19 protein-coding genes are annotated in these 21,086 nt (G+C 70.8%); 18 read left to right on the forward strand and 1 reads right to left on the reverse strand.

Annotation, left to right across the window (positions count from 1 at the left end; translation table 11 throughout):
- Positions 1-6: 6 nt before the first annotated feature.
- Complete coding sequence (locus AB0B50_RS09070) at positions 7-2,205, reverse strand: elongation factor G-like protein EF-G2 (RefSeq protein ID WP_362327885.1); 2,199 nt, start codon at positions 2,203-2,205, stop codon at positions 7-9.
- 258 nt (positions 2,206-2,463) lie between these two features.
- On the opposite strand from AB0B50_RS09070, the gene pgsA reads away from it, so the two are divergent.
- From pgsA to AB0B50_RS09160, 18 genes are all read left to right on the forward strand, one after another.
- Complete coding sequence (gene pgsA / locus AB0B50_RS09075) at positions 2,464-3,135, forward strand: phosphatidylinositol phosphate synthase (protein ID WP_362327886.1); 672 nt, start codon at positions 2,464-2,466, stop codon at positions 3,133-3,135.
- Entirely contained in the window at positions 3,132-4,052 is a 921-nt protein-coding gene (locus tag AB0B50_RS09080; protein WP_362327888.1) for a phosphatidylinositol mannoside acyltransferase, read from the forward strand. Before pgsA ends, AB0B50_RS09080 begins: the two co-directional genes overlap by 4 nt.
- On the forward strand, positions 4,049-5,209 hold the full coding sequence (locus AB0B50_RS09085; RefSeq protein ID WP_362327890.1) for a glycosyltransferase family 4 protein: 1,161 nt from the start codon (positions 4,049-4,051) through the stop codon (positions 5,207-5,209). The genes AB0B50_RS09080 and AB0B50_RS09085 overlap by 4 nt, the downstream gene beginning before the upstream one ends.
- A 65-nt stretch (positions 5,210-5,274) precedes the next feature.
- Positions 5,275-5,820, forward strand: coding sequence for a hypothetical protein (locus tag AB0B50_RS09090; protein ID WP_362327892.1), 546 nt, complete (start codon positions 5,275-5,277; stop codon positions 5,818-5,820).
- 168 nt (positions 5,821-5,988) lie between these two features.
- Positions 5,989-6,903 carry a pyridoxal 5'-phosphate synthase lyase subunit PdxS gene (gene pdxS, locus AB0B50_RS09095; RefSeq protein WP_362327894.1) on the forward strand — a complete coding sequence of 305 codons (915 nt, stop codon included), beginning with the start codon at positions 5,989-5,991 and terminating at the stop codon, positions 6,901-6,903.
- Positions 6,903-7,508, forward strand: a complete 606-nt coding sequence (gene pdxT, locus AB0B50_RS09100) for a pyridoxal 5'-phosphate synthase glutaminase subunit PdxT (protein WP_362327896.1) — start codon at positions 6,903-6,905, stop codon at positions 7,506-7,508. The genes pdxS and pdxT overlap by 1 nt, the downstream gene beginning before the upstream one ends.
- Before the next feature lie 80 nt (positions 7,509-7,588).
- A complete protein-coding gene (locus tag AB0B50_RS09105; protein ID WP_362327898.1) occupies positions 7,589-8,341 on the forward strand; it encodes a YebC/PmpR family DNA-binding transcriptional regulator in 753 nt (250 codons plus the stop codon).
- 167 nt (positions 8,342-8,508) lie between these two features.
- Positions 8,509-9,084 carry a crossover junction endodeoxyribonuclease RuvC gene (ruvC, locus tag AB0B50_RS09110; RefSeq protein WP_362327900.1) on the forward strand — a complete coding sequence of 192 codons (576 nt, stop codon included), beginning with the start codon at positions 8,509-8,511 and terminating at the stop codon, positions 9,082-9,084.
- Complete coding sequence (gene ruvA / locus AB0B50_RS09115; protein WP_362327901.1) at positions 9,081-9,692, forward strand: Holliday junction branch migration protein RuvA; 612 nt, start codon at positions 9,081-9,083, stop codon at positions 9,690-9,692. The genes ruvC and ruvA overlap by 4 nt, the downstream gene beginning before the upstream one ends.
- A gap of 66 nt (positions 9,693-9,758) precedes the next feature.
- On the forward strand, positions 9,759-10,841 hold the full coding sequence (ruvB, locus tag AB0B50_RS09120; protein WP_362327903.1) for a Holliday junction branch migration DNA helicase RuvB: 1,083 nt from the start codon (positions 9,759-9,761) through the stop codon (positions 10,839-10,841).
- Positions 10,842-11,083: 242 nt separating this feature from the next.
- Positions 11,084-11,542, forward strand: a complete 459-nt coding sequence (yajC, locus tag AB0B50_RS09125; protein ID WP_362327905.1) for a preprotein translocase subunit YajC — start codon at positions 11,084-11,086, stop codon at positions 11,540-11,542.
- Between the two features lie 163 nt (positions 11,543-11,705).
- Positions 11,706-13,505: a protein translocase subunit SecD gene (gene secD, locus AB0B50_RS09130; RefSeq protein WP_362327907.1), complete on the forward strand. Its 1,800-nt coding sequence runs from the start codon at positions 11,706-11,708 to the stop codon at positions 13,503-13,505.
- 1 nt (position 13,506) lies between these two features.
- Entirely contained in the window at positions 13,507-14,640 is a 1,134-nt protein-coding gene (secF, locus tag AB0B50_RS09135) for a protein translocase subunit SecF (RefSeq protein ID WP_362327909.1), read from the forward strand.
- Positions 14,637-15,185 (forward strand): adenine phosphoribosyltransferase, encoded by a 549-nt coding sequence (locus AB0B50_RS09140; protein ID WP_362327911.1) that lies wholly within the window; start codon positions 14,637-14,639, stop codon positions 15,183-15,185. The genes secF and AB0B50_RS09140 overlap by 4 nt, the downstream gene beginning before the upstream one ends.
- Positions 15,186-15,505: 320 nt before the next feature.
- Complete coding sequence (locus AB0B50_RS09145; RefSeq protein ID WP_362327913.1) at positions 15,506-18,043, forward strand: bifunctional (p)ppGpp synthetase/guanosine-3',5'-bis(diphosphate) 3'-pyrophosphohydrolase; 2,538 nt, start codon at positions 15,506-15,508, stop codon at positions 18,041-18,043.
- A gap of 38 nt (positions 18,044-18,081) precedes the next feature.
- Positions 18,082-19,449, forward strand: coding sequence for a serine/threonine-protein kinase (locus AB0B50_RS09150; RefSeq protein WP_362327915.1), 1,368 nt, complete (start codon positions 18,082-18,084; stop codon positions 19,447-19,449).
- Positions 19,442-19,852, forward strand: coding sequence for a hypothetical protein (locus AB0B50_RS09155; protein WP_362327917.1), 411 nt, complete (start codon positions 19,442-19,444; stop codon positions 19,850-19,852). Before AB0B50_RS09150 ends, AB0B50_RS09155 begins: the two co-directional genes overlap by 8 nt.
- Complete coding sequence (locus AB0B50_RS09160; protein WP_362327919.1) at positions 19,836-20,975, forward strand: caspase family protein; 1,140 nt, start codon at positions 19,836-19,838, stop codon at positions 20,973-20,975. The genes AB0B50_RS09155 and AB0B50_RS09160 overlap by 17 nt, the downstream gene beginning before the upstream one ends.
- Positions 20,976-21,086 lie beyond the last annotated feature (111 nt).

The following is a 21,086-nucleotide window of genomic DNA, read 5'->3' on the forward strand; positions in this document are numbered from 1 at the left end:
GTCCAACTATGAGACGTCCTGGGCCTGTTCGCGGATCTTCTCGGACAGCTGCGGAGGCATCGGCTCGTGGCGGGCGTACGTACGGCTGAAGCGTGCGGTGCCCTGCGAGAGGGAGCGCAGATCCACCGCGTACCGGCCGATCTCGATCTCGGGGACCTCGGCTCGCACGAGCGTGCGTCCGCCGGGCGCCTGCTCGGTGCCGACCACGCGACCACGGCGGCCCGACAGATCGCTGAGCACCGCGCCGACGTAGTCGTCGCCGACCAACACCTGGACCTCGGCGACCGGTTCGAGCAGATGGATTCTGGCGCCGGCCGCGGCCTCGCGCAGCGCGAGCGCGCCCGCTGTCTGGAACGCGGCGTCGGACGAGTCCACCGAGTGCGCCTTGCCGTCGAGGAGCGTGACACGTACGTCGATGAGCGCGTACCCGGCGGCGACGCCCTTGGCCGCCTGCGCGCGCACGCCCTTCTCGACGGACGGGATGAACTGCCGCGGGACCGCGCCGCCCACGACCTTGTCGACGAACTCGATGCCGCTGCCGCCGGGCAGCGGCTCGACCTCGATCTCGCAGATCGCGTACTGGCCGTGGCCGCCGGACTGCTTCACATGCCGGCCGCGCCCGCCGGACTTGCCCGCGAACGTCTCCCGTAGGGAGACCTTGTGCGCCACCACGTCGACCTGCACGCCGTAGCGGCTGCGCAGCCGCTCCAGGGCGACGTCGGCGTGCGCCTCGCCCAGGCACCACAGGACCACCTGGTGCGTGTCCTGGTTCTGTTCGAGCCGCATGGTCGGGTCCTCGGCGACCAGGCGTGAGAGCCCCTGCGAGAGCTTGTCCTCGTCGGCCTTGCTGTGGGCCTGGATGGCGAGCGGCAGGAGCGGGTCGGGCATGTCCCAGGGCTCCATCAGGAGCGGGTCGTCCTTGGCGGAGAGGGTGTCTCCGGTCTCGGCGCGGTTCAGCTTGGCCACGCACGCCAGGTCGCCCGCGACGCACTGCGTGAGCGTGCGCTGCTGCTTGCCGAAGGGGGAGGAGAGCGCACCGACGCGTTCGTCGACGTCGTGGTCCTCGTGGCCGCGGTCGGCCAGGCCGTGCCCGGAGACGTGCACGGTCTCGTCGGGGCGCAGGGTGCCGGAGAAGACGCGGACCAGCGAGATCCGCCCCACGTAGGGGTCGGACGCGGTCTTCACGACCTCGGCGGCGAGCGGCCCCGCCGGGTCGCAGGTCAGTGCGGGGCGCGCCGTGCCGCCCGGCGTGGTCACGGCGGGCGTGGGGTGCTCCAGGGGGGTGGGGAAGCCACCCGTGATCAGTTCCAGGAGCTCGACCGTGCCGATGCCCTGGCGGGCGCCCTCCGCGGCGGGCGCGGCGGCGAGCACGGGGTGGAAGATGCCGCGCGCCACGGCGCGCTCCAGGTCGTCCACGAGTGTCTTGAAGTCGATGTCCTCGCCGCTGAGATAGCGGTCCATGAGGGACTCGTCCTCGCTCTCGGCGATGATCCCCTCGATCAGCTTGTTGCGCGCCTCCTCGATCAGCGGCAGCTGGTCGCCGCCCGGCTCGGACTCCTTGCGCTCACCTGAGGCGTAGTCGAAGATCCGCCGCGAGAGCAGCCCGATCAGGCCGGTCACCGGCGCGTGGCCGTCGGGGCCCTGTTCGCCGTGGAGCGGCAGGTACAGGGGCAGTACGGCGTCGGGGTCGTCGGCGCCGAACGCGGCGGCGCAGGTGCGGGTCATCTCGGTGAAGTCCGCGCGGGCCGACTCCAGGTGCGTGACCACGATGGCCCGCGGCATGCCGACAGCGGCGCACTCCTCCCACACCATGCGGGTCGCGCCGTCCACGCCGTCCGCCGCCGAGACGACGAACAGGGCCGCGTCCGCGGCGCGCAGACCGGCCCTCAGCTCGCCGACGAAGTCGGCGTATCCGGGGGTGTCCAGAAGGTTGATCTTGAAGCCGCCCCATTCGAGGGGGACCAGGGACAGCTGCACCGAGCGCTGCTGCCGGTGCTCGATCTCGTCGTAGTCGGAAACGGCCGTGCCGTCCTCCACACGGCCCGCGCGGTTCACCGCCCCCGCGGTCAGCGCGAGGGCCTCCACCAGAGTCGTCTTGCCCGATCCGCTGTGGCCGACCAGCACCACATTCCGTACGGACGCGGGGTGGTCGGCCGATGTCGCCCTGCCGGCGGCTCCGGGGTGTGCGTTCGCCTTGTCGCCCATGCCTTGGCCTCCCGGTTACGTGCACGGTGAGGAGGCTCAGCCCCCTCGGGGATGCTGGCTGCTCGCGGACACGCGGGGCCGGGTGCGGGGCGGCTCCGGCGGCGCCCGTGGTGCTTTCGAGCTTTCCACTCGGGTCACTCTGCGTCCATACGTCGTACGCGATCGTGAGGGGGCGAGCCGGTCCGTCAAGGGCGTGACTACGATGGGCCAGCCGGTGGCCAACGGGGCCACGCGGCGCACCGACCCCTCGGGAAGGCCATGCTGAACAAGTACGCGCGTGCATTCTTCACGCGTGTCCTCACGCCGTTCGCCGCGTTTCTCATCCGCCGCGGGGTGAGCCCCGACGCGGTCACCTTCATCGGCACGGCCGGAGTGGTGGCGGGAGCGCTGGTCTTCTTCCCCCGGGGTGAGTTCTTCTGGGGCACGATCGTCATCACCCTGTTCGTCTTCTCGGACCTGGTCGACGGCAACATGGCCCGCCAGCTGGGCCGCTCCAGCCGCTGGGGCGCCTTCCTGGACTCGACGCTCGACCGGGTGGCGGACGGCGCGATCTTCGGAGGCCTCGCCCTCTGGTACGCCGGGTCCGGCAACGACAACATCCTGTGCGCCGTCGCCATCTTCTGTCTGGCCAGCGGCCAGGTGGTCTCGTACACGAAGGCGCGCGGCGAGGCGATCGGCCTGCCCGTGGCCGTCAACGGCCTGGTGGAGCGCGCCGAGCGCCTGGTGATCTCGCTGGTCGCCGCGGGCCTCGCCGGGCTCCACACGTTCGGCGTCCCGGGCATCGAGATCCTGCTGCCCATCGCCCTGTGGATCGTCGCGGTCGGCAGCTTCGTCACGTTGGTCCAGCGTGTGGTGACGGTGCGCAGGGAGTCCGCCGAGGCGGACGCCGCCGCGGCCGCGCAGACACAGGAGAGCGAGGCCGCCCAGTGAAGGAACGATTGACGGACGCGCTGTACGGCCTCGGCTGGGGCACCGTGAAGAAGCTGCCCGAGCCCGTCGCCGTACGGCTCGGCAGGACCATCGCGGACACCGCCTGGAAGCGTCGCGGCAAGGGCGTCCTGCGCCTGGAGGCCAACTACGCGCGCGTGGTGCCCGACGCGACTCCGGAGCGGCTCGCCGAACTCTCCCGGGCCGGCATGCGTTCGTACATGCGGTACTGGATGGAGTCCTTCCGGCTGCCCGCGTGGAGCAAGGACCGCGTCAGGAACGGCTTCGCACCGAAGGACCTGCACTACCTCACCGAGGGGCTCGCCTCCGGCAAGGGCGTCGTCCTCGCCCTGCCGCACCTGGCCAACTGGGACCTTGCGGGCGCCTGGGTCACCACCAAGCTGGAGACGCCCTTCACGACCGTGCAGGAGCGCCTCAAGCCCGAGTCGCTGTACGACCGGTTCGTCGCCTACCGCGGCAAGCTCGGCATGGAGGTCCTGCCGCACGTCGGCGGCTCCGCCTTCGGCACGCTGGCGCGGCGGTTGCGCGCGGGCGGCCTGGTCTGCCTCGTCGCGGACCGTGACCTGTCGGCGTCCGGCGTCGAGGTGAAGTTCTTCGGGGACACCGCGCGCATGCCCGCGGGGCCCGCGATGCTCGCCCAGCAGACCGGCGCTCTGCTGCTGCCCGTCACGCTCTGGTACGACGAGTCGTCCGTCATGAAGGGGCGCGTTCACGCCCCCATCGAGGTCCCCGAGACAGGTACCCGGGCCGAGAAGACGTCTGTGATGACGCAGGCGCTGGCCGACGCCTTCGCCACCGGTATCGCCGACCACCCGGAGGACTGGCACATGCTGCAGCGTCTGTGGCTCTCCGATCTGGAGCCCCGCCCCGAGTCCCCGGCCGCCGAGGGGACGTCGTGAGGATCGGCATCGTCTGCCCGTACTCGTGGGACGTGCCGGGCGGCGTCCAGTTCCACATCCGTGACCTTGCGGAGCACCTCATCCGCATCGGGCACGAGGTCTCCGTCCTCGCCCCGGCCGACGACGAGACACCCCTGCCGCCGTACGTCGTCTCGGCGGGCCGCGCGGTTCCCGTGCCGTACAACGGCTCCGTCGCGCGGCTCAACTTCGGCTTCCTGTCGGCCGCGCGGGTACGCCGATGGCTGCACGACGGCACCTTCGACGTGATCCACATCCACGAGCCGGCCTCGCCCTCGCTGGGGCTGCTCAGCTGCTGGGCCGCACAGGGCCCGATCGTCGCGACGTTCCACACGTCCAATCCGCGCTCCCGGGCGATGATCGCCGCGTACCCGATCCTGCAGCCCGCGCTCGAGAAGATCAGCGCGCGCATCGCGGTCAGCGAGTACGCGCGCCGTACGCTCGTCGAACACCTCGGGGGCGACGCGGTCGTCATCCCGAACGGCGTCGACGTCGACTTCTTCGCCAAGGCCGAGCCCAGGCCCGAGTGGCAGGGGGAGACGATCGGCTTCATCGGGCGCATCGACGAGCCCCGCAAGGGCCTGCCGGTCCTGATGAAGGCGCTGCCGCAGATCTTCGCCGAGCGGCCGAACGCGCGGCTCCTGGTCGCGGGCCGCGGTGACGAGGAGGAGGCCGTCGCCTCGCTCCCCACCGAGCTGCGTTCCCGGGTGGAGTTCCTCGGCATGGTCAGCGACGAGGACAAGGCGCGGCTGCTGCGCAGCGTCGACCTGTACGTCGCTCCGAACACCGGCGGCGAGAGCTTCGGGATCATCCTGGTCGAGGCGATGTCCGCGGGCGCGCCCGTGCTCGCCAGCGACCTGGACGCCTTCGCCCAGGTCCTCGACCAGGGCGCGGCGGGCGACCTGTTCAGCAACGAGGACGCGGAGTCCCTCGCCAAGGCGGCGGTGCGCCTCCTCGCCGACCCCGAGCGCCGCGAGGGCCTGCGCGAGCGCGGCAGCGCGCACGTACGCCGCTTCGACTGGTCGACGGTCGGCGCGGACATCCTCGCGGTCTACGAGACGGTCACGGACGGCGCTGCCTCGGTCGCGGCGGACGAACGGACGGGCCTGCGGGCGCGGTTCGGGCTCGCCAGGGACTGACGCCCTGACCCCTCACGGCGCCCGGCGGTGAACCGCGCCCCGTGAGGGGACTAGCCTCTTGGCCCGTGACCTCCACTTTGATCTGGATCGCGGTTGCCCTCTTCGCGATCGGCCTCTACCTGAGCTGGACGGCCGGACGACTCGACCGGCTGCACGCGCGCATCGACGCCGCCCGCGCCGCCCTCGACGCACAACTGCTGCGCCGCGCCTCGGTCGCCCAGGAGCTGGCCACCTCCGGGGTGCTCGACCCCGCCGCGTCGATCGTGCTCTACGAAGCGGCGCACGCGGCCCGCCAGGCCGAGGAGGAACAGCGCGAGGTCGCCGAGAGCGAGCTCAGCCAGGCGCTGCGGGCCATCTTCGGGGAGACTCAGCAGGTCGAGGCGGTGCGCGAGGCCCCCGGCGGGGACGAGGCGGCGACCGAGCTGGCCGCGGCGGTGCGCCGGGTGCCGATGGCCCGCCGGTTCCACAACGACGCGGTGCGCGCCGCCCGAGCGCTGCGCCGCCACCGCAAGGTCCGCTGGTTCCGCCTGGCCGGGCACGCGCCGTTCCCGATGGCCTTCGAGATGGACGACGAGCCGCCGGTGGCGCTGGCGGACCGGGCGACCGCGTAGCGGGTCCGTACGACGGCGGACGGCGCTGACCAGGCACATGCCGTGGCGCTGACCAGGTATATCCCGGAAAAATGAGCCACCGGTCATCCATTGGCCCTTGTTGTGGCCTGGTCGTCGGGAGTTTCCTCGGAGCTGCAGAAATCCTCTTCAGCGAGTGAGGTCAACTCCGTGTCCAGCACCCTCTCCAGCAACAACCCGACGCCCGAGACCGGCACCGCCCGCGTGAAGCGCGGCATGGCCGAGCAGCTCAAGGGCGGCGTGATCATGGACGTCGTCAACGCCGAGCAGGCGAAGATCGCCGAGGACGCCGGTGCCGTCGCCGTCATGGCGCTGGAGCGGGTGCCCGCCGACATCCGCAAGGACGGCGGCGTGGCCCGGATGTCCGACCCGAACATGATCGAAGAGATCATCGAGGCCGTCTCGATCCCGGTCATGGCCAAGTCCCGTATCGGCCACTTCGTCGAGGCCCAGGTCCTGCAGTCCCTCGGCGTGGACTACATCGACGAGTCCGAGGTCCTCACCCCGGCCGACGAGGTCAACCACAGCGACAAGTTCGCGTTCACGACGCCCTTCGTCTGTGGCGCCACCAACCTGGGCGAGGCCCTGCGCCGCATCGCCGAGGGCGCGGCCATGATCCGCTCCAAGGGCGAGGCCGGCACCGGCAACGTCGTCGAGGCCGTGCGCCACCTGCGCCAGATCAAGAACGAGATCGCCAAGCTGCGCGGCTTCGACAACAACGAGCTCTACGCCGCCGCCAAGGAGCTGCGCGCCCCCTACGAGCTGGTCAAGGAGACCGCCGAGCTCGGCAGGCTCCCCGTGGTCCTCTTCTCCGCCGGTGGCGTCGCCACCCCCGCCGACGCCGCGCTGATGCGCCAGCTCGGCGCCGAGGGCGTCTTCGTCGGCTCCGGCATCTTCAAGTCGGGCGACCCGGCCAAGCGCGCCGCCGCCATCGTGAAGGCCACCACCTTCTTCGACGACCCGAAGATCATCGCGGACGCCTCCCGCAACCTCGGCGAGGCCATGGTCGGCATCAACTGCGACACCCTCCCCGAGACCGAGCGCTACGCGAACCGGGGCTGGTGATGACCACTCCCGTAGTGGGCGTCCTCGCCCTTCAGGGGGACGTACGGGAGCACCTGATCGCCCTGGCCGCGGCGGACGCCGTGGCCAGGGCGGTCCGGCGCCCCGAGGAGCTCGCCGAGGTCGACGGCCTGGTCATCCCCGGCGGCGAGTCCACCACCATCTCCAAGCTGGCCACCCTCTTCGGCCTCCTTGAGCCGCTTCGCGCGCGTGTGCGGGACGGCATGCCCGTCTACGGCACCTGCGCAGGCATGATCATGCTCGCCGACAAGATCCTCGACCCGCGCTCGGGCCAGGAGACGGTGGGCGGCATCGACATGATCGTGCGGCGCAACGCCTTCGGGCGGCAGAACGAGTCGTTCGAGGCGGCCGTCGGCGTCGAGGGCGTCGAGGGCGCCCCCGTGGAGGGCGTCTTCATCAGGGCCCCCTGGGTGGAGTCGGTCGGCGCCGAGGTCGAGGTGCTCGCCGAGCACGAGGGCCACATCGTCGCCGTACGCCAGGGCGACGCGCTCGCCACGTCGTTCCACCCGGAGCTGACGGGCGACCACCGCATCCACGCGCTGTTCGTGGAGATGGTGCGGGGGAACGGGCGCGCGGGATCCTTGTAGGATCTCGTGGGATCCCCCCGGGGCCTTAAGGTCTGGGAGAGTTCGTACTGGTTGTTGGGTAACGCGAAGGAGACAGGCAGATGTCCGGCCACTCTAAATGGGCTACGACGAAGCACAAGAAGGCCGTGATCGACGCCAAGCGCGGCAAGCTCTTCGCGAAGATGATCAAGAACATCGAGGTCGCGGCCCGCACGGGCGGCGCCGACGTGTCCGGTAACCCGACCCTCTTCGACGCCATCCAGAAGGCCAAGAAGAGCTCGGTCCCGAACAAGAACATCGACTCCGCGGTCAAGCGCGGTGCCGGTCTCGAAGCCGGTGGCGCCGACTACGAGACGATCATGTACGAGGGTTACGGCCCGAACGGCGTCGCGGTGCTCATCGAGTGCCTCACCGACAACCGCAACCGCGCCGCGTCCGACGTCCGCGTCGCCATGACGCGCAACGGCGGCTCGATGGCCGACCCGGGCTCCGTCTCGTACCTCTTCAACCGCAAGGGCGTCGTGATCGTCCCCAAGGGCGAGCTGTCCGAGGACGACGTGCTGGGCGCCGTCCTGGACGCGGGCGCCGAAGAGGTCAACGACCTCGGCGAGACCTTCGAGGTGCTCAGCGAGGCCACCGACCTGGTCGCGGTCCGCACCGCGCTCCAGGAGGCCGGCATCGACTACGACTCGGCCGAGGCCAACTTCGTCCCGACCATGCAGGTCGAGCTGGACGAGGAGGGCGCCCGGAAGATCTTCAAGCTGATCGACGCGCTCGAGGACAGCGACGACGTGCAGAACGTCTTCGCCAACTTCGACGTCTCCGACGAGGTCATGGCGAAGGTCGACGCGTAAGCGCTCCGCTGGGCTTCCCTGATACGGCTGCGGCCGTCTGTGGTTGCTCGCGCAGTTCCCCGCGCCCCTATGGGGCGCGCATGGGCCGACGGGACACACCCCCGTCGGCCCATCGCGTTGTCAGAGGGACCCGATAACCTGCACGGACAGGCGATTGGAGGGGCTACGTGCGCGTGATGGGGGTCGACCCGGGTCTGACCCGGTGTGGTGTGGGGGTCGTCGACGGAGTCGCGGGTCGCCCCCTGACCATGCGCGGCGTCGGGGTCGTACGCACCCCGGCCGACGCCGAGTTGGGCCACCGCCTCGTCGCCATCGAGCAGGGCATCGAGCAGTGGCTCGACGAGCACGCCCCCGAAGTCCTCGCCGTGGAGCGGGTGTTCAGCCAGCACAACGTGCGTACGGTGATGGGCACCGCCCAGGCCAGCGCCGTCGCCATGCTCTGCGCGTCCCGGCGCGGCATCCCCGTCGCCCTGCACACCCCCAGCGAGGTCAAGGCCGCCGTCACCGGCAGCGGCCGCGCCGACAAGGCCCAGGTCGGCGCCATGGTCACCCGCCTGTTGCGGCTCGACGCACCGCCCAAGCCCGCCGACGCCGCGGACGCCCTGGCCCTCGCCATCTGCCACATCTGGCGCGCCCCCGCGCAGAACCGCCTCCAGCAGGCCGTCGCCCAGAACCGCCTCCAGCAGGCCGCGGCGCTGCACGCGGCCAAGACCAAGACAGCTCAGAAAGGCCGTACCGCATGATCGCCTTCGTCAGCGGCCCCGTCGCCGCCCTCGCCCCCGATCTCGCGGTGGTCGAGGTGGGCGGCGTCGGCATGGCCGTCCAGTGCACGCCGAACACCCTCTCCACGCTCCGCGTCGGCCAGCAGGCCAAGCTCGCCACTTCCCTGGTCGTGCGAGAGGACTCCCTGACCCTGTACGGCTTCACGGACGACGACGAGCGCCAGACCTTCGAGCTCCTGCAGACCGCGAGCGGCGTCGGACCGCGCCTGGCCCAGGCCATGCTCGCCGTGCACAGCCCCGACGCCCTGCGCCGCGCGGTCTCCACGGGCGACGAGAAGGCGCTCACCGCCGTCCCCGGCATCGGCAAGAAGGGTGCCCAGAAGCTCCTCCTGGAGTACAAGGACCGCCTCGGCGAGCCGCTGGGCACCGGCGGCCCCGCCATCGGCACGGCCGTCACCTCCGGCTGGCGCGACCAACTGCACGCCGCCCTGATCGGCCTCGGGTACGCCACGCGCGAGGCCGACGAAGCCGTCGCCGCCGTCACCCCGCAGGCCGAGGCGGCCAAGGGCACGCCGCAGGTGGGCCAGCTCCTCAAGGCCGCGCTCCAGACCTTGAACCGCACCCGCTAGCCACCGCACGACCCTGACGTACGCACCCGCCGGCCACCCCTTGAACCGCATCGCGAGGCACACCTCATGAACTGGGACGACACGACTGACGACGCGACCGCCGCACCCGGCGCGGCCGAGCGGCTCGTCGGTGCGTCCGCCGACGGCGAGGACCAGGCGGTCGAGGCCGCCCTGCGCCCCAAGGACCTGGACGAGTTCATCGGCCAGGAGAAGGTCCGCGAACAGCTCGACCTCGTCCTGAAGGCGGCCCGCGCGCGCGGGGCCACCGCCGACCACGTCCTGCTCTCCGGTGCCCCCGGCCTCGGCAAGACGACCCTCTCGATGATCATCGCCGCCGAGATGGGCGCCCCGATCCGGATCACCAGCGGCCCCGCGATCCAGCACGCCGGCGACCTCGCCGCGATCCTCTCCTCCCTCCAGGAGGGCGAGGTCCTCTTCCTCGACGAGATCCACCGGATGTCGCGCCCGGCCGAGGAGATGCTCTACATGGCGATGGAGGACTTCCGCGTCGACGTCATCGTCGGCAAGGGCCCCGGCGCCACCGCCATCCCCCTCGAGCTGCCGCCCTTCACCCTGGTCGGCGCCACCACGCGCGCGGGCCTGCTGCCCCCGCCGCTGCGGGACCGCTTCGGCTTCACCGCGCACATGGAGTTCTACGAACCCGCCGAGCTGGAGCGCGTCGTCCACCGCTCCGCGCAACTGCTCGACGTGGAGATCGACCCGGCAGGCGCCGCCGAGATCGCCGGGCGCTCGCGCGGCACGCCCCGTATCGCCAACCGCCTCCTTCGCCGCGTCCGGGACTACGCCCAGGTCAAGGCCGACGGCTCGATCACCCGCGACATCGCGGGCGCGGCCCTCGCGGTCTACGAGGTGGACGAGCGCGGCCTGGACCGCCTCGACCGCGCCGTCCTTGAGGCCCTGCTCAAGCTGTTCGGCGGCGGCCCCGTGGGCCTGTCGACGCTGGCGGTCGCCGTGGGGGAGGAGCGCGAGACGGTCGAGGAGGTCGCCGAGCCCTTCCTCGTACGGGAGGGCTTGCTGGCCCGCACCCCGCGCGGTCGCGTCGCCACCCCCGCGGCATGGGCGCATCTGGGTCTCGTCCCCCCGCAGCAAGGGGGCGGAAAGGGACAACAGGACCTGTTCGGGGCGTGACGACGGCGTATCGGCGGCCTATCGACGGCGCGAGGGCGACGTGATGTCGACACGATGGCGGTCGAACACCGGAGGAACGGCGCGGAGAGTCGCACCGCCAGGAACTGCGGTGCCATGCTGAGCGTTGTTCGTTAGGTGCGGACTCGCTTAGACTCCGCCGATGCCGCCTTTGCGGGCGGCGTGCCCACCCCCATCCCACCAGGCCGCTTACCTGCGCGGTCGTGCGAAGGAAACTCCGTCCCGTGAATATCGTGACCCTCCTCCCGTTCATCGTGCTCATCGGGGCCATGTTCCTGATGACCCGGTCTGCCAAGAAGAAGCAGCAGGCCGCCGCGCAGATGCGCAATGAGATGACGCCCGGCACCGGCATCCGCACGATCGGGGGCATGTACGCCACCGTCAAGGAGGTCCACGACGACGCGGTCCTTCTTGAGGTGGCCCCCGGTGTCCACGCGGTGTACGCGAAGAACGCGATCGGCGCCGTTCTTCCCGACGACGAGTACAACCGCATCGTGCACGGCACCGAGGACGACCTGAAGGATGACACCCCTGTCGTCCCGGACGACGCCTCCTCCCTGACCGAGACCGACGAGCCCGCCGCCGCTTCCGACGACTCGCCCATCGACCTCGGCAAGAAGGACGCGGCCGGGGCCGACGACGCGGAGCCGAAGAAGACCGACGGCGAGTCCGACGCGAAGTAGTCACGGCCGGGGCCCGCGGGGCGCGCCGCTCGCGCTCCGCGGGCCCCGGATCACGTGCATTTCGCGCCGAATCTCGACACCACTTCATGGCCGCCCGCCCGGGCCTCCCCGACCTTGAGGAGGCGTTCCGGATGCCGGGCGGTTGGACAGGGAGAACGAGAAGGTGGCAGCACCGAAGAAGGGCCGAAGGCAGGGCGCCCAGGGGAAGCCGGGGCGCTCGCTGGTCTTCATCCTGATTGCCCTCGTGGCGCTGACCGGGGGAATGTTCCTTTCCGGGCACACCACGCCGCGCCTGGGCATCGACCTCGCCGGCGGCACGAGCATCACGCTCGAGGCGAAGAACGAGCCGGGCCAGAAGAACGCGATCAACCCGACCAACATGAACACCGCGGTTGACATCATCAACAACCGTGTCAACGGTCTGGGTGTCTCCGAGGCCGAGGTTCAGACCCAGGGCGACCGCAACATCATCGTCAACATCCCCAAGGGGACGAACGAGAAGCAGGCGCGGGACCAGGTCGGTACGACCGCCCAGCTCTACTTCCGTCCGGTGATCACGCAGACCAGCGGCGCGCCCATGCCCGAGCCGTCCGCCAGCTCCTCGTCCGGCACGGACAAGGAGAAGGACAAGGCCGACAAGGGCAAGGCCGACAAGGCCACGGACGAGGCGACCTCCCCGACCGCCACCCCGACGTCCCAGGGCCGTGCCGTCACCGACGCTCTGAAGGCCGACCCCACGCCTTCCACGACCCCTTCGGGCAAGGCCAAGGACGACAAGGGCGACAAGGGCGACAAGGACGACAAGAAGAAGGACGACCCGTCGTCCACGCCGTCCGCCGACCCGGCCACCGCCAAGCTGCAGGAGCAGTTCGCCAAGCTCGACTGCACGGACAAGACGGCCCGTGCCGCGGCCGGCAAGGGTGCCAAGCCGTCCGACAACACCATCGCCTGCGGCAAGAGCCCCGACGGCAAGACGTGGGACAAGTTCATCCTCGGCCCGGCCGAGCTGAACGGCAAGGACGTCGACGACGCCAAGGCGACCATCAACCAGCAGTCCGGTGCCTGGGTCGTCAACATGGACTTCACCAAGGGCGGCTCCAAGAAGTTCTCGGCGGTGACCACCAAGCTCTCGCAGCAGCAGCCCCCGCAGAACCAGTTCGCGATCGTCCTCGACGGCGAGGTGGCCTCGGCCCCCAGCGTCCGCACCACCCTGAGCTCCAACGCCGAGATCTCCGGCAGCTTCACCCAGGAGTCGGCCAAGGACCTGGCGAACATCCTGTCGTACGGCGCCCTGCCGCTGACCTTCCACGAGCAGAGCGTCACCACGGTCAGCCCGGCGCTCGGCGGCGAGCAGCTGAAGGCGGGTCTGATCGCCGGTGCCATCGGCCTCGCGCTGGTCGTCATCTACCTGGTGGTCTACTACCGCGGCCTGTCGCTCATCGCCATCGCGAGCCTCCTGGTCTCCGCGGCGCTGACGTACGCGATCATGACGCTGCTCGGCCCGACGATTAAGTTCGCGCTCAACCTGCCCGCGGTGTGTGGTGCGATCGTTGCCATCGGCATCACGGCGGACTCGTTCATCGTGTTCTTCGAACGCGTACGTGACGAGGTCCGCGAGGGACGCACGCTGCGCCCCGCCGTCGAGCGGGCCTGGCCGCGCGCCCGGCGCACCATCCTGGTCTCCGACTTCGTGTCGTTCCTCGCCGCCGCCGTGCTCTTCGTGGTCACGGTCGGCAAGGTGCAGGGCTTCGCGTTCACGCTCGGCCTGACCACGCTGCTCGACGTCGTCGTGGTGTTCTTCTTCACCAAGCCGCTGATGACGCTCATGGCCCGCAAGAAGTTCTTCGCCAATGGCCACAAGTGGTCCGGCCTCGACCCGAAGCGGCTCGGCGCCAAGCCTCCGCTGCGCCGGTCCCGCCGTGTCACCCCCGCCGCCGGCCCTGTCGACCCGAAGGAGGCGTGAGATGTCGAAGCTCGGCAATCTCGGCGCCAGGCTCTACCGCGGTGAGGTCGGCTACGACTTCGTCGGCAAGCGCAAGATCTGGTACGGCATCTCGATCCTGATCACCATCACGGCCATCGTCGGCCTCGCGGTGCGCGGCCTGAACATGGGCATCGAGTTCGAGGGCGGCGCCGTCTTCAACACCCCGAAGACCAGCGCCTCGGTCTCCAAGGCCGAGGAGGCCGCGGAGAAGGCCTCCGGCCACGACGCGATCGTCCAGAAGCTCGGTGACGACAAGCTCCGCATCCAGATCGCGGGCGTCGACATCAACAAGTCCGACCAGATCAAGAAGGACCTGGCCAAGGACCTGGACGTCAAGGCCGCGGACATCGACGCCGACCTGGTCGGCCCGAGCTGGGGCGAGCAGATCGCCAACAAGGCCTGGCAGGGCCTGGCGATCTTCATGGTCCTCGTGGTGATCTACCTGGCCATCGCCTTCGAGTGGCGCATGGCCTTGGCGGCACTGATCGCGCTGATCCACGACATCACCATCACCGTGGGTGTGTACGCGCTGGTCGGCTTCGAGGTCACCCCGGGCACGGTGATCGGTCTGCTGACCATCCTCGGTTACTCGCTCTACGACACGGTGGTGGTCTTCGACAGCTTGAAGGAGCAGTCGAAGGACATCACCAAGCAGACCAAGTACACCTACAGCGAACTCGCCAACCGCAGCATCAACGGCACCCTGGTGCGCTCCATCAACACCACGGTCGTCGCGCTGCTCCCGGTGGCGGGCCTGCTGTTCATCGGTGGCGGTGTCCTGGGCGCGGGCATGCTCAACGACATCTCGCTGTCGCTGTTCGTCGGCCTCGCGGCCGGTGCGTACTCCTCGATCTTCATCGCCACGCCGCTCGTCGCCGACTTCAAGGAGCGCGAGCCGCAGATGAAGGCCCTCAAGAAGCGGGTGCTCGCCAAGCGCGCGGCGGCCGCGGCGAAGGGCGAGTCCGCGGAGGCGCCCGAGCCGGGTGACTCCTTGGACGACGAGGAACCGCAGGACGCGGTGCCCGGTGACGCCGCTCCGGCGGTCGTCGGCCCCCGCAGCCAGCCCACGTCGCGCAGCCGCGGCAAGGGCCGCCCTTCGGGGAAGCGCCGATGACCGAGCTCGCAGGCGTCAGGGAGCTGCTGCTCAGCCGCATCCGTGACGTCCCGGACTACCCGGTGCCGGGCGTGATGTTCAAGGACATCACGCCGCTCCTGGCCGATCCTTCGGCGTTCACCGCGCTCACGGACACGCTGGCCGACCTCAGCGTGCGGCACGGCGCCACGAAGATCGTCGGCCTGGAGGCCCGCGGCTTCATCCTCGGCGCCCCCGTCGCGCTCCGCGCCGGGCTCGGCTTCATCCCCGTACGCAAGGCGGGCAAGCTCCCCGGAGCGACGCTCAAGCAGGCGTACGACCTGGAGTACGGCAGCGCCGAGATCGAGGTGCACGCCGAGGACCTGGCCGCGGGCGACCGCGTCATGGTCATCGACGACGTCCTGGCCACCGGTGGCACGGCCGCGGCCTCGCTGGAGCTGATCCGCCGCTCGGGCGCCCAGGTGGCCGGTGTCGCGGTCCTCATGGAGCTCGGCTTCCTCGACGGCCGGCAGAAGCTCGAACAGGCCCTGGACGGCGCGCCGTTGGAGGCGCTGATCACCGTCTGAGGCGTCTCGCGCAGGCTGTGCGAGACGGCTCGTAGAACAGCACGACGGGCGTTCCGGTACCCACCGGGACGCCCGTCGTCGTTTCGGCCGGTTCCCACCCTGGACGGTGGCCCGGCCGGGCGCTGCGAACGGTCCGAGCGGTGCGGAGGGGCCGCTGGGGGACGAGAGGGGCGGGCCAGAGGGGAATCAGGGGCCCGCCCCTTGCGTTTCTCCTGTACAGAGCTGTCTCACCGGCCGAAGGCGAGCGGAGGGCCCAGGATCGATACCATGGGCTCTTCGGGGCCTGACCGGGGGACCCCGATCGCGCACAGGGAGCGCTCTTGCCAGACGAGTCCCAGCCACTCACCGCCGCCAAGGCCGCCCAGAAGGCTCAGCAGGCCTCGGCGGGCTCCGCCGCGCCCGCGAAGAAGGCAGAAGGCGCGCAGGGCGGCACGTCCGCGCAGCGCGCCCAGGGAGAGGTCTCTCGGGGCGACAAACCGGCTGAGCAGCCCCGCCCGAAGCCGCCCGCGGACCACCACCCGACGGCCCCCGCGATCCGGCCCGCCACGGGCCAGCCCGCGCGGTCCGGCTCCTCCAACCGTGTGCGGGCCCGGCTCGCCCGGCTCGGCGTCCAGCGCTCGAACCCGTACAACCCGGTCCTGGAGCCGCTGCTGCGGATAGTGCGCAGCAACGATCCCAAGATCGAGACGTCCACGCTCCGCCAGATCGAGCGGGCCTACCAGGTCGCCGAGCGCTGGCACCGCGGCCAGAAGCGCAAGAGCGGCGACCCGTACATCACGCACCCGCTCGCCGTGACGACCATCCTCGCCGAGCTGGGCATGGATCCGGCCACCCTGATGGCCGGTCTGCTGCACGACACCGTCGAGGACACCGAGTACGGCCTGGACACCCTCAGGCGCGACTTCGGCGACCAGGTCGCCCTGCTCGTCGACGGCGTCACCAAGCTGGACAAGGTCAAGTTCGGCGAGGCCGCGCAGGCCGAGACCGTGCGCAAGATGGTCGTCGCCATGGCCAAGGACCCGCGCGTCCTGGTCATCAAGCTCGCCGACCGCCTGCACAACATGCGCACGATGCGGTATCTCAAGCGCGAGAAGCAGGAGAAGAAGGCCCGCGAGACCCTGGAGATCTACGCTCCGCTGGCGCATCGCCTGGGCATGAACACCATCAAGTGGGAGCTGGAGGACCTCGCCTTCGCGATCCTCTACCCCAAGATGTACGACGAGATCGTGCGTCTGGTGGCCGAGCGCGCCCCCAAGCGCGACGAGTACCTCGCCATAGTGACCGACGAGGTCCAGGCCGACCTGCGTGCCGCCCGCATCAAGGCCACCGTCACGGGACGGCCGAAGCACTACTACAGCGTCTACCAGAAGATGATCGTGCGAGGCCGGGACTTCGCAGAGATCTACGACCTGGTGGGTATTCGGGTACTTGTCGACACGGTCCGTGATTGTTACGCGGCCCTCGGCACCGTGCACGCGCGATGGAATCCGGTCCCCGGCCGGTTCAAGGACTACATCGCGATGCCCAAGTTCAACATGTACCAGTCGCTGCACACGACGGTCATCGGCCCGAACGGCAAGCCCGTCGAGCTCCAGATCCGTACGTTCGACATGCACCGCCGCGCCGAGTACGGCATCGCAGCGCACTGGAAGTACAAGCAGGAGGCCGTCGCCGGCGCCTCCAAGGTGCGTACGGACGTACCGAAGAAGACCGGCAAGGACGACCACCTCAACGACATGGCGTGGCTGCGCCAGCTGCTCGACTGGCAGAAGGAGACCGAGGACCCGAGCGAGTTCCTCGAGTCCCTGCGCTTCGACCTGTCGCGCAACGAGGTCTTCGTGTTCACGCCGAAGGGCGACGTCATAGCGCTTCCGGCGGGGGCCACTCCCGTCGACTTCTCGTACGCGGTGCACACCGAGGTCGGCCACCGCACCATAGGCGCGCGGGTCAACGGGCGGCTCGTGCCGCTCGAGTCGACCCTGGACAACGGCGACCTGGTGGAGGTCTTCACCTCCAAGGCCGCGGGCGCGGGACCGTCCCGCGACTGGCTGGGCTTCGTCAAGTCGCCGCGGGCGCGCAACAAGATCCGCGCGTGGTTCTCCAAGGAGCGCCGCGACGAGGCCATCGAGCAGGGCAAGGACGCCATCGCGCGGGCCATGCGCAAGCAGAACCTGCCGATCCAGCGGATCCTGACGGGCGACTCGCTCGTGACCCTCGCGCACGAGATGCGCTACCCGGACATCTCCTCGCTGTACGCGGCGATCGGCGAGGGCCATGTCACCGCGCAGTCCGTCGTGCAGAAGCTCGTCCAGGCGCTCGGCGGCGAGGAGGCCGCCAACGAGGACATCGCCGAGAGCGCCCCGCCCTCGCGCGGCCGCAGCAAGCGCCGTGCCAACGCCGACCCGGGCGTCGTCGTCAAGGGCGTCGAGGACGTGTGGGTCAAGCTGGCCCGCTGCTGCACGCCCGTCCCCGGCGACCCGATCATCGGCTTCGTCACGCGCGGCAGTGGAGTATCGGTTCACCGCAGCGACTGCGTGAACGTGGAGTCGCTCTCGCGCGAGCCGGAGCGGATCCTCGAGGTCGAGTGGGCGCCCACGCAGTCCTCGGTCTTCCTGGTCGCCATCCAGGTCGAGGCACTTGACCGCTCCCGCCTCCTGTCGGACGTCACGCGCATCCTCTCGGACCAGCACGTGAACATCCTCTCGGCGGCGGTCCAGACCTCCCGCGACCGCGTCGCCACCTCCCGCTTCACCTTCGAGATGGGCGACCCGAAGCACCTGGGGCATGTGCTCAAGGCCGTCAGGGGAGTTGAGGGTGTGTACGACGTGTACCGGGTGACCTCGGCGCGTCGCCCGTGAACTAGCCTGACGCCAGGGCGAGTTCACGAGGAGTGGGCATGGCGCGGGGCGAACTGGTCGACGGGCGCTACCGCCTTGTGGGGCTCCTGGGCCGCGGCGGCATGGGCGAGGTCCACGAGGCCGAGGACACGCAGCTGGGGCGCCGGGTCGCGGTGAAGCTCCTGACCGCGGTCGGCGGGATGGAGCCGGGCGGCGAGGAGCTCGACCGGTTCCGGCGGGAAGCCCGCGCGATGGCGAGGATCGAGCACCCCGGGGTGGTCACGCTGTACGACAGCGGACTGCACCGGGGTGTCGCGTATCTGGTGATGCAGATCCTCGACGGACGCAACCTCGCCCATCTCGTGGGCTCCACCGGCCCGTTGCCGGTACGGGCCGCGTGCTGGACCGCGGTGGGCATGGCGGAGGCGCTCGCCGCCATGCACAAGGCCGGGGTGATGCACCGGGACATCAAGCCGTCCAACGTCAGCCTCGCCCGCGACGGACGCGTCGTGCTGCACGACTTCGGCCTCGCCCGCCTCGCGGGTGAACGGGCGATCACGGCCACCGGGGTGGTGCTCGGCTCCCCGCAGTTCATGGCGCCCGAGGCCATGAAGGGAGGGCTCGCGGACGCGGCGGCCGACCTGTACGGGCTCGGGGCCTGCATGTACTTCATGCTCACGGGCGAGAGTCCGCTCGGCCCCGCCGTCGATGTCGGCGCGGTCGTCGAGCGGGCGCTGGGTACCGGCATCCCGAGCCTGGCGGGCCGCGCCTCCGGAGTCCCCGCCGAACTGGCCGAGCTGGTCGACCGGCTGTGTGCGCAGGACCCCGCGGATCGGCCGCGCGGCGCGGCCGAGGTGGTGGAGGCGCTCGGGACGCTGTTCGTCGGCGGCCAGGAGATCGTGGCGGACCGTCTCGGCACACTCCTGCGCGACCAGGCCGTACGAGCGGCCCGGGGTGTGCGGCTGCGGAAGGGGCCCGAGTACGCCTGGGCCGAGGCCGAGGTGCCCGCCCCGCGGGCCGACGGCTCCTCGCCTGCCGTTGAGGCGGCGGAGGCTGTGGGGGTCGTGGGGGACGCGGGGGCCGTGGGAATCGGCTCCACCCTCGCCCCCGGCAGCGGACCACCGACGCTCAGCGACAACACCCGGCGCATGGTGATCGGCAGCATGTCCCGCGAGACGGCCCTGTCCCGGCAGCGTGAGGCGGTCAACCTCGTCCAGCGCGGTGAACTCGAGTCGGCCGCACGGATGTTGGCGGCCGTCGTGCCCGTATGCGCCGCCCGCCTCGGACCCGAACATCCGACCACGCTGACGAGCCAGTACTGGCAAGCTGTATGCCTGGCCCGGCTGGACGCGGGACGGGAAGCCCTGGAGCTGCTTGCCCGGGTGAACAAGTACGTCGACCGGCGCAAAGGAGCGGCAAGTGACTGACGTCTGCGTGCGGTTGGCGGCGGATGGCCCGGGCGAGGACACCGAGGACGCCCTGCGGTCCCTGCTGCGCTGGCTGCACGAGGACGAGACGCTCACCGGCTCCGTGCGCGGCGAAGTCGCCGCCTCGGCGGCGCCGGTCGCGGGCCACATGGGCGCGGGCGGCTTCGACATCCTTCAACTCGCCCTCGGCAGCGGCCTGTCCACCGCCTCGCTCGTCGTCTCCCTCCTGCAGTGGCAGCTCGCCCGCAGGCGCGCACCGTCGCTCGTCCTCAGCCGGGGGGAGCTGCGCGTGGAGGTGACCCCGGACGGCGCTCACGACGCCGAGACGCTGCGCCGCGTCGTGGAACTCCTGGACGAACAGACCACAGCCGGGGACGGGGAGCGCGATGGTGGCGCTGCCTGACCCGAGCCTGTCACGGGCCGTTCTGATCGGCACGGCCTCCTACCGGCACCTTCCCCAGCTCTCCGCCGTCGAGACGAACCTGGTGGACCTGGCGGGCGAACTGTGCGACGCCACTGTCTGGGGCCTGCCGGTGCAGCACTGCACCGTCGTCGCGGACCCGCCGAGCCCGTCCGCCATGCTCGACCCGGTCCACCAGGCGGCCGACGAGGCCTCCGACACCCTGCTCGTGTACTACGCCGGGCACGGCATGCGCGACGCCGAGTCCGCCGACCTGTATCTGGGCCTCGGGGAGTCCCGGGAGAACATGGGCTACACCGCCGTCGCCTACCAGCATCTGCGCGCGGCGCTGCGGTCCTCCCGGGCCCGCCGCAAGATCGTCGTCCTGGACTGCTGCTTCAGCGGTCGGGTCGCGCGTTCCCTGGGCGGTGACGACGTGCTCGCCGCCCAGGCGGCCGTCGACGGCGCGTACGTCCTGACGGCATCGCCGCGCGACCGGGTGGCACTCGCCCCGGACGGCGAGCGGTACACCGCCTTCACCGGGGAACTCATCGGGATCCTGCGGGACGGCGTGCCGGACGGCCCCGAACTCATCGACCTGGAGACGCTGTACCGCGTCCTAGACGAGCGGCTGCGCGCCAAGAACCGCCCCCTGCCGCAGCGTTCCCAGGAGAACGGGGTCGGTCGCCTTGCCCTGGCCCGCAACCGCGCCCGGTCCGCGCGGAGCGCCCCGGCCGGACCCGTCCTGCACGCCGACGTGCGCGCCGCGATGGTCGCCACCGGCCTCAACCTCGCCCGGCTGCTGCGCACCGAGGGCGCCATCAAGGACGCGCTGCCGGTGCTGCGCCTCGCCCTGGAGGAGCAGAGCATCGACGGATGCGGCGAGCTCCTCGCCGTACAGCTGGAGCTGTCCGAACTGCTCGCCGAGACCGGGCAGAACAAGGAAGCCATCGAGATCCTGGAGTCCGCCTTCCAGCGCGTCCACAAGATGTACGGGCCCGAGGCCGTGCTCGTCTGCCGCCGTCTCGCCGAACTGCTCCAGGAGTCCGGCAACCACATCGAGGCGTGCGAGGTACTCAAGCACGCCCTGGACATCGCCGAGCACGACAGCACCGCCACCCGGTAGCGGCACCGCCGCCCGGCAGACGTGAAGCGGCCCGGACCGCACGCATGCGGTCCGGGCCGACATGTGCCCGCGAGGCTCAGCCGAATGAGCCGGCTGAGTCAACTGAGCCGA

Source organism: Streptomyces sp. NPDC041068, assembly GCF_040647455.1.
Lineage (GTDB): Bacteria > Actinomycetota > Actinomycetes > Streptomycetales > Streptomycetaceae > Streptomyces.

Bases quoted from the DNA above. Each gene is read 5' to 3' on its own strand.
- ruvB (WP_362327903.1), top strand. From the start codon at position 9,759: ATGAACTGGGACGACACGACTGACGACGCGACCGCCGCACCCGGCGCG.
- AB0B50_RS09160 (WP_362327919.1), top strand. From the start codon at position 19,836: ATGGTGGCGCTGCCTGACCCGAGCCTGTCACGGGCCGTTCTGATCGGC.
- AB0B50_RS09070 (WP_362327885.1), bottom strand. From the start codon at position 2,205: ATGGGCGACAAGGCGAACGCACACCCCGGAGCCGCCGGCAGGGCGACA.
- AB0B50_RS09150 (WP_362327915.1), top strand. From the start codon at position 18,082: ATGGCGCGGGGCGAACTGGTCGACGGGCGCTACCGCCTTGTGGGGCTC.
- AB0B50_RS09140 (WP_362327911.1), top strand. From the start codon at position 14,637: ATGACCGAGCTCGCAGGCGTCAGGGAGCTGCTGCTCAGCCGCATCCGT.
- ruvA (WP_362327901.1), top strand. From the start codon at position 9,081: ATGATCGCCTTCGTCAGCGGCCCCGTCGCCGCCCTCGCCCCCGATCTC.
- AB0B50_RS09105 (WP_362327898.1), top strand. From the start codon at position 7,589: ATGTCCGGCCACTCTAAATGGGCTACGACGAAGCACAAGAAGGCCGTG.
- pgsA (WP_362327886.1), top strand. From the start codon at position 2,464: ATGCTGAACAAGTACGCGCGTGCATTCTTCACGCGTGTCCTCACGCCG.
- secF (WP_362327909.1), top strand. From the start codon at position 13,507: ATGTCGAAGCTCGGCAATCTCGGCGCCAGGCTCTACCGCGGTGAGGTC.
- pdxT (WP_362327896.1), top strand. From the start codon at position 6,903: ATGACCACTCCCGTAGTGGGCGTCCTCGCCCTTCAGGGGGACGTACGG.